The sequence below is a fragment of the Streptomyces torulosus genome, assembly GCF_001419765.1.
Lineage (GTDB): Bacteria > Actinomycetota > Actinomycetes > Streptomycetales > Streptomycetaceae > Streptomyces > Streptomyces torulosus.
Window position 1 is genome coordinate 1 of the sequence record NZ_LIRK01000470.1, and the last position, 10,727, is coordinate 10,727.

Sequence of the window (10,727 nt, forward strand, 5' to 3'; positions counted from 1 at the left end):
GTATCAGAGACAGACCTTGTCCCCCAGTCCCCCGTGCCTCGCTCCCGCCGACCGTCGAAGCCTCGACCGTGTCGACGGAAGGAGCGGTCGGAGCGCGAGACCCGTTCCGCCGCCCCGTGCCGGCGGTTCCGGAGCCACGCCCCTTCCCGTGCCTCCACTCTCCCGTCCGCGCGGAGGGGAGCCCATCCGCGCGCCTACTCATCTCCCCCCGTAGGTACGCGTACTCAGCCCTGCGCACTCACCCCCACGCCCCCGGTGCCCCTCTGGTCACGAGGGCGTCCGCGCGGATACTCGCCCGGTGGCTGCGCACAGGCCGGGAACCGGTTGTCGGCGGCGCCCGCTAAGGTCGCAGACATGGCAAGGATTGCGGTGATCGGCGCCGGTCTCGGCGCCATGGCGGCGGCCGCCCGGCTGGCCGTCGCGGGCCACCGGGTGGTGGTGTACGAGCGCACGACGACCTACGGCGGTGCGGTGGGACGGTACGAGCGCGACGGCTTCGCGTTCGACACGGGCCCGGCGCTGCTGCCCCTGCCCGCCGTCTACCGCGATCTGTTCCTGAAGACCGGCAAGGAGCCGCTGGAGAAGTGCGTCGACCTGGTCCAGGTGGACCCGGCCGCACGGCATGTCTTCGCCGACGGCACGGACCTGCTGCTGCCGAACGCCTCCCGCGCGGGCGTGGTCGCCGCCCTGAACACGGCGCTCGGCTCGGGGGCGGGCGACCGCTGGGGCGACTTCCTGGTCCGGGCCCGCGAGGCGTGGGACCGCACCCGGCGGCCCCTCCTGGAGGAGCCGCTGTGGCCCGACTGGCAGGTCCTCGCCGAGCGCGAGCCCTATCCGGCGGTGCCCCGCAAGCGGCTGCTGCGCACCCGCCGCGCCGGCACCCTCGCCGAGGTCGGCGCCCTGGAGCTGCGCGACCCCCGGCTGACGGCCCTGTTGGAGAGTCACGCCCTGGCGTGCGGGCTGGACCCGCGCACCACCCCGGCGAGCGCGGCGGTCCTGCCGTACATGGAGCACGCCTTCGGCATCTGGTACGTCCGGGGCGGTCTCCGGCAGCTGGCGCGGGCCGTGTACGAGCGGTGTCTGGCCCGGAAGGTCGAGTTCGTCTTCGACGCCGAGATCACCGGGATCGTGGAGAAGGACGGCCGGGCGGCCGGGGTCGAGTCGGCGGACGGGACGGTGGCCGAGGCGGACTTCGTGGTCGCCGGGGTCGCGCCCGAGGTCCTGGACGGGGCGGTGCGGCGGTCCGTCGTCCGGGGTTCCGGGGAGGTGCCGGCCCAGCGGGTGCGGACGAGCCGGCTGACCGTGCTGCTCGCGCTGCGCGGTGGCCGACCGGAGGACACGGCGCACCGCACGGTGGTGCACGCGGAGGACCGCGACAGCGAGCTGGACGAGCTGTTCGGCGCCGCGTCCGGGACGGTCGCGGCGCCCACGGTGACGGTGGTGCGTCCCGATGATCCGGCACTGGTTCCGGACTCCGGGCACGAGGCGATCGTGCTCAGCGCGGTGGTGCCGACCCGACCCGACGGGCACGGGGCGGAGTCGGAGGTCTTCGAACAGCAGGCGCGGAGTGTGATCACCGCCGCGGAGCGGGCCGTGCCCGGTCTCCGGGACCGGCTGCTCTGGCACGAGGTGCGCACCCCCGCGGACATCGAGCGGACGACGGGTGCGGCGGGCGGCGCGATCCCGGCCCCGGCACTGGCGGCGGGCGACGGCCGCCTCCTGCAGCCGTCCAACACCACGGCCCTACCGGGCCTGTTCACGGTCGGCGGCTGGTCACACCCCGGCGGCGGCCTCCCGCACGCCGGCATGTCGGGATCCCTGGTCGCGGGACTGATCGTGGACGGACCCGGCTTCCGCGGCTCCCAGTGAGAACCGACCGTCAGAAACGGTACTGCTGTTCGTCGTACCCGTTGCCGTTCCCCTGGTACGGGTACGACTGGTCCGTCGGCAGATCCGACCCGAACGGGTCGTCGGTGTTGCGCTGTTGCGGGACCCAGACACCGCCGGGCGGGGTCTCGCCGCCGTACGCGCCGTTGCCGTACTGGTCCTGCCCGTAGCCCTGCTGCCCGTACCCCTGCTGCCCGTAGGACGGGTCGTAGGAGGCGGTGGCGTCGTAGGTCTGGGTGCCGATGTACGGGTCGGAGTAGGCGGCGTACTGCTGCTCGGACTGGTCGTAGCCGTAGCCCTGCTGGTCGTAGCCGTAGTAGGCGAAGGCCTCGTCCTGGGCCTGGTCGGCGTTGGCGTAGGACTGGCCCGGGGCCGCCGCGTACGCGTTGTCCTCGCGGTAGACGCCGTAGGTGCTGGTGTCGTCGGGCATGGGCTCCGGCGAGTACACGGTGGCCGCCCCGGAGGGGGTGGACTTCGGGCGTACGAAGACGTCGTCGTCCTGGTCCAGCGGGTCGTCGTCCTGCTGGTACGTTCCGGCAGTCGAGGGCTGCAGTTCGGAGACCTCCAGGGTGGGGTCCTGACGCTCCGGTTCGCCGCGGCGCCGCTTCTTGCCGGGCTTGGCCACGGGAGCCTCCGCACCCTCATCGGAGCGCGGGCGGACGGCCCAACCCGCCTCGAAACCACGGCGGAACGACAGGGTCACATACGTCTGGCCGACCGCGAAGGCGATCGCGCCGACGCCGATGACGATCACATTGGGCATCAGGACGCCGAGGACGACACAGAGGAACCCGACGAAGGCGAGCAGCCTCCACCGCAACCGCGCCTTGTACTGCAGCAAGACCTCGCCCAGCAGCCACAACGCGACGACGCCGAACGCGATGTAGAGGACCGTCCAGCCCATGTACGCCCCTCTCCTGTGGCCGCTACGCAGTGTGTCGTACGCGAGTGCGACCGGTCTAGGCCCTCGGTGGGTGGTGCAGGCCCAGGTTCTCGTAGATTTCCAGAGTCGCGGTGGAGTTGTTCAGGGTGATGAAGTGAAGTCCGGGGACTCCCTCGTCCAGCAGCCTCGCGCAGAACTCCGTGGCGAACTCGATGCCAATGGAGCGTACAGCGGCCGGATCGTCTTTGGCTGTGACGATCCGCTCTTTCAGGGCGTCCGGGATGGCCGCGTTGCTGAGTTGGGGCAGCCTTTCCAACATCTTCACGCTGGTGACGGGCATGACCTCCGGGATGACCGGGGTCTCGCAGCCGGCCTTCGCCACGGCGTCCCTCAGACGCAGGTACGAGTCGGGGTGGAAGAACATCTGGGTGATCGCGTAGTCGGCGCCGGCCCGGCACTTGTCCACGAAGTGGGCGACGTCGGTGTCCCAGTCGGCGGACCGGGGGTGCATCTCCGGGAAGGCCGCGACGCCCACGCAGAAGTCACCCGACTCCTTGATGAGGTGGACGAGTTCGGCGGCGTACGTCAGGCCCTGCGGGTGCGGCACCCAGTCGGCCATGGGGTCGCCGGGCGGGTCGCCGCGGACCGCGAGCATGTTGCGGATACCGGCGTCCGCGTACTGGCCGATGATGTTGCGCAGTTCGGCGATGGAGTGGTTGACGGCGGTCAGGTGGGCGACCGGGGTGAGCGTGGTGTCGGCGGCGATCTGCTCGGTCGCCCGGACGGTGCCGGCGCGCGTGGAACCGCCCGCTCCGTAGGTCACGGAGACGAAGCTGGGGGCCACCGCCTCGACCCTGCGGAGGGCGTTCCACAGGTTCCGCTCGCCCTTCTCGGTCTTGGGGGCCCAGAACTCGAACGAGTACGTGGTCCTGCCCGTGGCGAGCATGTCCCGCACGGTCCGTGCGCGATCAGTCCTGGTGGAGGCGGTTCCTAGGGCCATAACCGCAGGTTAGTCAGGTCGGGGCCGTCCCCCAACCAGAGCACCCCCTTTTGTCCGCTTTATCGGCTCGGGTGTCCACGCCTTGGACACCCGGGCGGCGTGCGGTGTCACAGGGCGCGCAGGCGCTCGGCGAACGCCGCCGCCGCGGCCGCAGGGTCGTCGGCCTCGGTGATCGCGCGGACGACGACGACCCGTCGGGCGCCCGCGGCGACGACCTCGTCGAGGTTGCCGAGGTCGATGCCCCCGATGGCGAACCAGGGGCGGTCGGTGCCGAGCGCGGCGGTGTACCGCACGAGGTCGAGGCCGGGCGCGTGCCGGCCGGGCTTGGTGGGGGTGGGCCAGCAGGGGCCCGTGCAGAAGTAGTCCACGCCCTCCTGGACGGCGGCCGCCGCGGCCTCCTCCTCGGAGTGCGTGGAGCGGCCGATGAGGACGTCGTCGCCGAGGATCGCGCGGGCGGCGGGCACCGGGAGGTCGCCCTGGCCGAGGTGCAGGACGTCGGCGCCGCCCGGGTGCGCGGACCGCGAGGCGTGCGCCACGTCGGCCCGGTCGTTCACGGCGAGCAGCTTGCCGTGGAGGCGGCACTTCTCGGCGAACAGCTCCAGGAGCTCCAGCTCCTGTGCCGCCTCCATGCCCTTGTCGCGCAGCTGGACGATGTCCACGCCGGCACCGAGGACCGCGTCCAGGAACTCCGGGAGGTCGCCCTGGCGCTCGCGGGCGTCCATGCAGAGGTAGAGACGGGCGTCGGCGAGCCGGGCAGCGGCGTCGGTCATTGGATGAGTCCCCCGTGGGCGGTGCCATGTCGGTGCGGCGTACGGCAGCCGGGGGCCCAGGTGGCCCCGGCTGCCGTACGCCGCACGGTGCTGTTCAGGTGGTGCGGTGGTACGGATCCTGCCGGTGGTGCGGCTTCTCAGCCTCCGGTGATCACACGGCGAGCGCCTGCGCGCGGCGCTTCACCTCCGTGCCGCGATTCTCGCTGAGGGCCTGGGCCGGGGTGCCGGGCAGGCTGGGGTCGGGAGTGAAGAGCCACTCCAGCATCTCTTCGTCGGTGAAGCCGTCGTCCTTGAGCAGCGTCAGGGTGCCGGCCAGGCCCTTGACGACCCGGTCTCCGTCGATGAAGGCGGCGGGGACGTGCAGCGCGCGGTTCTCACCACGGCGTACGGCGATGAGCTGGCCCTCCTTGACCAGCTGCCGCACACGGGTCACCTCGACGCCGAGCATCTCGGCGATGTCGGGGAGGGTCAGCCACGCGGGGACGAGAGCATCGATCTTTGCGTCAATCTCGGTCACGTCACCAAGACTGCCATCTGGGACTGACAGTGGGTAGCCGAGCGGGGCCCTCCGGGGGGTGGTCCCCGCTGCGGAGATCCATCAGAAGGACCCTTGGCCGTCAGAAGGGCCCTGGGCCGTCGCCGCCTTCAGGGGCCTCGCCGGGTCCGCGAGCAGGGCGGGGTTCATCGGGGTGCCCGACTCGATGAGGCGGCGGCCCTGCGCCAGGTCCCTCGGCCGGCCGACGGCGAGCAGGGCGACCAGGCGGTCCTCGCGCAGCCAGCACACCGTCCAGGCGGCGCCCGCGGGGTCCCCGCGCCGGACCATGGTGTCGGCGGCGGGGTGGTGCCCCGCGTACTGGACGAACCGGCCGAACTGCTCCGACCAGAAGTACGGGACGGGGTCATAGGGCTCGGGCGTCTCGCCGAGAATGTTCGCGGCGACCGTGCGGGGGCCCTGGAGGGCGTTGTCCCAGTGGTGGACCAGGAGGCGCTCGCCGTAGCGGCCCGAGGGGAAGGACGCGCAGTCGCCGACCGCCCAGACGTCCGGCGCGGAGGTGCGCAGGTGGTCGTCGGCGACCACCTCCCCGCGGGGGCCCAGTTCGATGCCGGAGTCCCTCAGCCAGGCCGTCGCGGGGCGTGCCCCGATGCCGACGACCACGGCACCGGCCGAGATCCGGGAGCCGTCGTCCAGGACGACCGTGCCCGGCTCGACGCGCTCCACGCGCGCGTGGGTCCGCAGCGTGGTGCCGCTGTCGGCGTACCAGGCGGTCATCGGCGCGGCCACCTCGGCGGGCAGCGCCCCGGCCAGCGGCCGGTCGGCGGCCTCCACGACGGTGACCGCGCAGCCCGCCTCCCGCGCGGCGGTGGCGAACTCGGCGCCGATCCAGCCGGCGCCCACGACGACGATGTCGTGCTGCTCGGCCAGGACGGGGCGCAGCCGCTCGGCGTCGTCCAGGGTGCGCAGCAGATGCACGCCGGGCACGCCCTCCACGCCGGGCAGCCGGATCGGTTCGGCGCCGGTGGCGAGGACCAGGAGGTCGTACGGGACGGCTCCGGCGGCGGTGTCCAGTTCGTGCTCGCCGGGGCGGACGCCCAGGACCTCCCGGCCGAGCCGGAGTTCGATGCCGAGCGCCTCGAAGTCGACGTCGAACGCGGAGTCCTCGGCCTTGCCGAGCAGGACGGCCTTGGACAGGGGCGGCCGGTCGTACGGCTGGTGGGGCTCGGCGCCGATCAGCGTCACCTCGCCGGAGAAGCCCTGTTCACGCAGGGCGACCGCGGTCTGCACCCCGGCCATGCCCGCGCCCACGACGACGACCCGGCGCGCCGTCGTCCCTCCCGCTGCCCGTGTCTGCTCGTTCACCTGATCACCATAGACAACTGACGACCCGTCAGTCAGCGGTCGTGTGCCGTGGCCTGCTCCACGGTGCCGTCCGCCGTCTCGATCTGCTCCACCGTGCTCGTCCCACTGCCCGGCCTCGATTCCCACTCCCAGGTCTCCTCCAGCCGCACTCGCCCGTCGGGCAGCTCGACCACCAGGGACACGCAGTGTCCCGACGCGGTCGTCCCGTCGGTCCGCAGCTGGACGTAACGGAAGTCCAGCCGGTCACCCTCACGGGTACCCAGGAGGTGGCCGCGTACGACGTCGCCGCCCGCGTAGTCGGCCCAGATCTCGCCGTCCTTCTCGTGGTACGCGAACCGTGTGAGGGTGCCGACCTGACCTGGGGCCTGGTCGGCCACGGGGGCGAGGACGAGTCCGTCGAGCGAGCGGGCCATGGCGGGAGGCTCCCTTACTGAGCGATACGGCACGGGCTAGGGTGGGCCACCGTAGAGCACTCGCGGGAGCCCGGACGCACCGGGCTGAGAGGGAGGCTGGCGGCCTCCGACCGTACGAACCTGATCCGGGTCATGCCGGCGAAGGGAGGGGCTGGACGCCCATGTCGCGTACGCACACCTCAGACGTCCTCGTCGTGGGGGGCGGGATCATCGGGCTGGTCACGGCCTGGCGGGCCGCCCAGCGCGGGTTCACCACCACCGTCGTGGATCCCGGGCCCGGGGGCGGGGCGGCCCAGGTTGCGGCCGGGATGCTCGCCGCGGTCACGGAACTGCACTACGGCGAGCAGACGCTGCTGGGGCTCAACCTGGAGTCCGCGCGCCGCTACCCCGACTTCGCCGCCGAGCTGACCGAGGCGACCGGCCTCGACCTCGGCTACCGCCGCTCCGGGACGCTCGCCGTCGCCCTCGACGCCGACGACCGGGCCCACCTGCGTGAACTGCACGCCCTGCAACGCCGTTCGGGCCTGGAGTCGGAGTGGCTGAACGGCCGCGAGTGCCGCCGTCTGGAGCCGATGCTGGCGCCGGGCGTGCGCGGCGGGCTGCGGGTCGACGGGGACCACCAGATCGACCCGAGGCGGCTCTCCAGAGCCCTCGTCACGGCCTGCGAGCGGGCCGGGGTCGTGTTCCACCGGGCCCGGGCCGAGGAACTCTCCGTGGTGCGGGGACGGGCCGCCGGGGTCAGGGCCGACGACGGCACCGGGCTGACCGCGGGGCGTGTCGTCCTGGCCGGGGGCAGCCACAGCGGGCGGCTCGCCGGTGTCCCCGACGACGTGCTGCCGCCGGTGCGGCCCGTGAAGGGGCAGGTGCTGCGGCTGACCGTGCCGAAGCGGTACGCGCCCTTCCTGACCCGGACCGTGCGGGCCGTGGTCCGCGGCAGCCACGTCTACCTGGTGCCGCGCGAGAACGGCGAACTCGTCGTCGGCGCCACCAGCGAGGAGCTCGGCTGGGACACCACGGTCACCGCTGGCGGGGTGTACGAACTGCTGCGGGACGCCCATGAACTCGTCCCCGGCATCACCGAGCTCCCGCTCACCGAGACCCGCGCGGGACTGCGCCCCGGCTCCCCCGACAACGCCCCCCTCCTCGGCCCCACCGAACTCGACGGCCTGCTCCTCGCGACGGGCCACTACCGCAACGGGGTCCTCCTCACCCCGATCACCGGCGACGTCCTGGCCCATGTCCTGATCAGCGGGGAACTGCCCGAGGTGGCACGCGACTTCACACCGCTGCGCTTCCGCGCCGGCGCGCCCAGGGAACTCTCCGAGCAGCCCGTATGAGCGCCGTGGACCGCACCGACGCCCTGACCGTCCTCGTCAACGGGGAGCGCCGGCGTGTCGCCCCCGGCACCGCCCTCGACACGCTCGTCCTGACGCTCGCCGCGTCCCCGTCCGGGGTCGCCGCCGCGCTCAACGAAACCGTCGTCCCGCGCGCGCAGTGGCCCTCGACGCTCCTCTCCGACGGGGACCGCGTCGAGGTCCTGACCGCCGTCCAAGGAGGCTGACCCATGGCAGACGACCCCTTCGTCCTCGGCGGTACGACCTACTCGTCCCGCCTGATCATGGGCACCGGCGGCGCCCCCAGCCTTGACATGCTGGAGCGGGCGCTGGTGGCCTCCGGCACCGAGCTGACGACGGTCGCGATGCGCCGGGTGAACGCCGCCGTGCACGGCTCGGTGCTCTCGGTGCTCGACCGGCTGGGCATCCGGGTGCTGCCCAACACCGCCGGCTGCTTCACGGCGGGCGAGGCCGTGCTCACCGCGCGGCTCGCACGGGAGGCGCTCGGCACGGACCTGGTGAAGCTGGAGGTCATCGCCGACGAGCGGACCCTGCTGCCGGACCCGATCGAGCTGCTGGACGCCGCGGAGACGCTGGTCGACGACGGTTTCACGGTGCTGCCGTACACCAACGACGACCCCGTGCTCGCCCGAAAGCTGGAGGACGTCGGCTGCGCCGCGATCATGCCGCTCGGGTCGCCGATCGGGTCCGGGCTCGGCATCCGCAACCCGCACAACTTCCAGCTGATCGTGGAGCACGCGCGCGTACCGGTGATCCTGGACGCGGGGGCCGGTACGGCGTCGGACGCGGCGCTCGCGATGGAACTGGGGTGCGCGGGTGTCATGCTCGCCTCCGCGGTGACCCGGGCGCAGGAGCCGGTGCTGATGGCGACCGCCATGCGCAACGCGGTGGAGGCGGGCCGCCTCGCGCACCGGGCGGGCCGCATCCCCCGGCGTCACTTCGCGCAGGCGTCGTCCCCCGGCGAGGGCCTGGCCCACCTGGACCCGGAGCGGCCGGCGTTCTGAGTGCCGGTCCCCCGTCCGGGCGCGGGACGGTCACAGGTCTGCTGCAGTCCGTCCCCGTCGCCCCGGAACGGGTGGGGGTGTCCGTGGCGGCTCGTAGACTCACCTGCGTGGACACGACCCTTCAGGACCCGCTTGTCGGCCAGGTGCTCGACGGCCGGTATCGAGTCGAGGCGCGGATCGCGGTCGGCGGGATGGCCACGGTCTACCGGGCCGTGGACACCCGCCTGGACCGGGTGCTCGCGCTCAAGGTGATGCATCCGACCCTGGCCGCGGACGGTTCGTTCGTGGAGCGGTTCATCCGCGAGGCCAAATCGGTGGCACGGCTCTCCCACCCGAACGTGGTGGGGGTCTACGACCAGGGCACCGACGGGTCGTACGTCTATCTGGCCATGGAGTACGTCGCCGGGTGCACCCTGCGGGACGTGCTGCGCGAGCGCGGCGCCCTGCAGCCGCGGGCCGCGCTGGACATCCTGGAGCCGATCCTCGCCGCCCTGGGCGCCGCCCACCGCGCCGGTTTCGTGCACCGCGACATGAAGCCGGAGAACGTGCTGATCGGGGACGACGGCCGGGTCAAGGTCGCCGACTTCGGGCTGGTCCGCTCCGTGGACACCGTCACCAGCACCACGGGCACCGTGCTCGGCACCGTGGCCTATCTGGCCCCGGAGCAGCTGGAGCACGGCACGACCGACACCCGCGTGGACGTGTACGCGTGCGGGGTGATGCTCTACGAGATGCTCACCGGCGGCAAACCCCACGGCGGGGACACCCCCGCGCAGGTGCTCTACCACGCGCTGAACGACGACGTGCCGCCGCCGTCGGCCGCCGTTCCCGGTCTGCCGTTCGAGCTGGACGAGCTGGTCGCCTCGGCGACCGCCCGCCATCCGGAGCTGCGGCCGTACGACGCGGTCGCGCTGCTCGCGCAGACGCTTCAGGCGCGGTCCGCGCTGAGCGTCGAGCAGCTGGACGCGGTGCCGCCGCAGGCGAGAACCGCCGGGCACGACAACGCGGAGGACCGTACGAGCGTCATCCCGCGGTCGCTGACCGTGTCCCGTTCGGCGGGGCTCGACGGGATGAACCGCACGAGCCGGTTCGAGACGTCCCCGCCGCCGCCCCGGCGCAGCGGTGGTGGCACCGCGCCCCGGCGGGGCCTGATCGCGATCGTCGCCGCCGTGCTGCTCGTCCTCGGCGTGGGCGGGGGNNGGTCCCGGCGGTGCTGGCCCAGTCGGAGGCCGTCGCGACGAAGCGGATCCAGGGTGCCGGGCTCGGCGTCAAGGTCGAGCGCGCGTTCAGCGACACCGTCAAGCGCGGCGAGGTGATCCGCACCGACCCGGAGCCGGGCGACCGCATCCGGGACAACGACACGGTCACGCTGACGATCTCCAAGGGCCCCGAGACCGTGGCGCTGCCCGACCTGAAGGGCTACCGGCTGGACAAGGCGAAGGCCCGTCTCAAGAGCGACGGGCTGGAACCGGGCCTGGTGACGCGGGAGTTCAGCGACGAGGTCATCAGGGGTCAGGTGATCCGCACCGAGCCGGGCGCCGGGACCAAGGCGTCCTC

At 72.9% G+C, this 10,727-nt stretch carries 10 protein-coding genes, 2 pseudogenes and 1 riboswitch; of the genes and pseudogenes, 6 read left to right on the forward strand and 6 right to left on the reverse strand.

Going from position 1 to position 10,727, the window contains the following annotated elements:
- Nucleotides 1–354: 354 nt before the first annotated feature.
- Nucleotides 355–1,869, forward strand: coding sequence for a phytoene desaturase family protein (locus AOK23_RS29785; RefSeq protein ID WP_055715694.1), 1,515 nt, complete (start codon nt 355–357; stop codon nt 1,867–1,869).
- Between the two features lie 10 nt (nt 1,870–1,879).
- Here the strand turns inward: AOK23_RS29785 and AOK23_RS29790 are convergent, their stop codons facing one another.
- The 6 genes from AOK23_RS29790 to AOK23_RS29815 form a co-directional block, all read right to left on the reverse strand.
- On the reverse strand, nt 1,880–2,791 hold the full coding sequence (locus tag AOK23_RS29790) for an SCO2102 family sporulation regulator (protein WP_055715695.1): 912 nt from the start codon (nt 2,789–2,791) through the stop codon (nt 1,880–1,882).
- A gap of 55 nt (nt 2,792–2,846) precedes the next feature.
- Complete coding sequence (gene metF / locus AOK23_RS29795; protein ID WP_055715696.1) at nt 2,847–3,770, reverse strand: methylenetetrahydrofolate reductase [NAD(P)H]; 924 nt, start codon at nt 3,768–3,770, stop codon at nt 2,847–2,849.
- 107 nt (nt 3,771–3,877) lie between these two features.
- Nucleotides 3,878–4,540 (reverse strand): thiamine phosphate synthase, encoded by a 663-nt coding sequence (gene thiE, locus AOK23_RS29800; RefSeq protein ID WP_055715697.1) that lies wholly within the window; start codon nt 4,538–4,540, stop codon nt 3,878–3,880.
- A 151-nt stretch (nt 4,541–4,691) separates the two neighbouring features.
- On the reverse strand, nt 4,692–5,057 hold the full coding sequence (locus AOK23_RS29805) for an Rv2175c family DNA-binding protein (protein ID WP_055715698.1): 366 nt from the start codon (nt 5,055–5,057) through the stop codon (nt 4,692–4,694).
- An 81-nt stretch (nt 5,058–5,138) separates the two neighbouring features.
- Complete coding sequence (locus AOK23_RS29810) at nt 5,139–6,398, reverse strand: NAD(P)/FAD-dependent oxidoreductase (RefSeq protein ID WP_055715699.1); 1,260 nt, start codon at nt 6,396–6,398, stop codon at nt 5,139–5,141.
- 32 nt (nt 6,399–6,430) lie between these two features.
- On the reverse strand, nt 6,431–6,811 hold the full coding sequence (locus tag AOK23_RS29815) for an avidin-fold protein (RefSeq protein ID WP_055715700.1): 381 nt from the start codon (nt 6,809–6,811) through the stop codon (nt 6,431–6,433).
- Between the two features lie 52 nt (nt 6,812–6,863).
- A riboswitch (TPP riboswitch) is annotated at nt 6,864–6,975 on the forward strand.
- On the opposite strand from AOK23_RS29815, the gene thiO reads away from it, so the two are divergent.
- The 5 genes and pseudogenes from thiO to AOK23_RS50490 form a co-directional block, all read left to right on the forward strand.
- Complete coding sequence (gene thiO / locus AOK23_RS29820) at nt 6,973–8,148, forward strand: glycine oxidase ThiO (protein WP_055715701.1); 1,176 nt, start codon at nt 6,973–6,975, stop codon at nt 8,146–8,148. It overlaps the preceding riboswitch by 3 nt.
- The gene (thiS, locus tag AOK23_RS29825) at nt 8,145–8,372 is read left to right on the forward strand and encodes a sulfur carrier protein ThiS (protein WP_206336320.1); all 228 of its coding nucleotides are present in this window, start codon (nt 8,145–8,147) and stop codon (nt 8,370–8,372) included. The genes thiO and thiS overlap by 4 nt, the downstream gene beginning before the upstream one ends.
- Nucleotides 8,373–8,375: 3 nt before the next feature.
- On the forward strand, nt 8,376–9,170 hold the full coding sequence (locus AOK23_RS29830) for a thiazole synthase (protein ID WP_055715702.1): 795 nt from the start codon (nt 8,376–8,378) through the stop codon (nt 9,168–9,170).
- A 107-nt stretch (nt 9,171–9,277) separates the two neighbouring features.
- Nucleotides 9,278–10,368: pseudogene (locus AOK23_RS29835) on the forward strand (protein kinase domain-containing protein); the annotation flags it as partial.
- 2 nt (nt 10,369–10,370) lie between these two features.
- Nucleotides 10,371–10,727, forward strand: a pseudogene (locus tag AOK23_RS50490) (PASTA domain-containing protein); the annotation flags it as partial.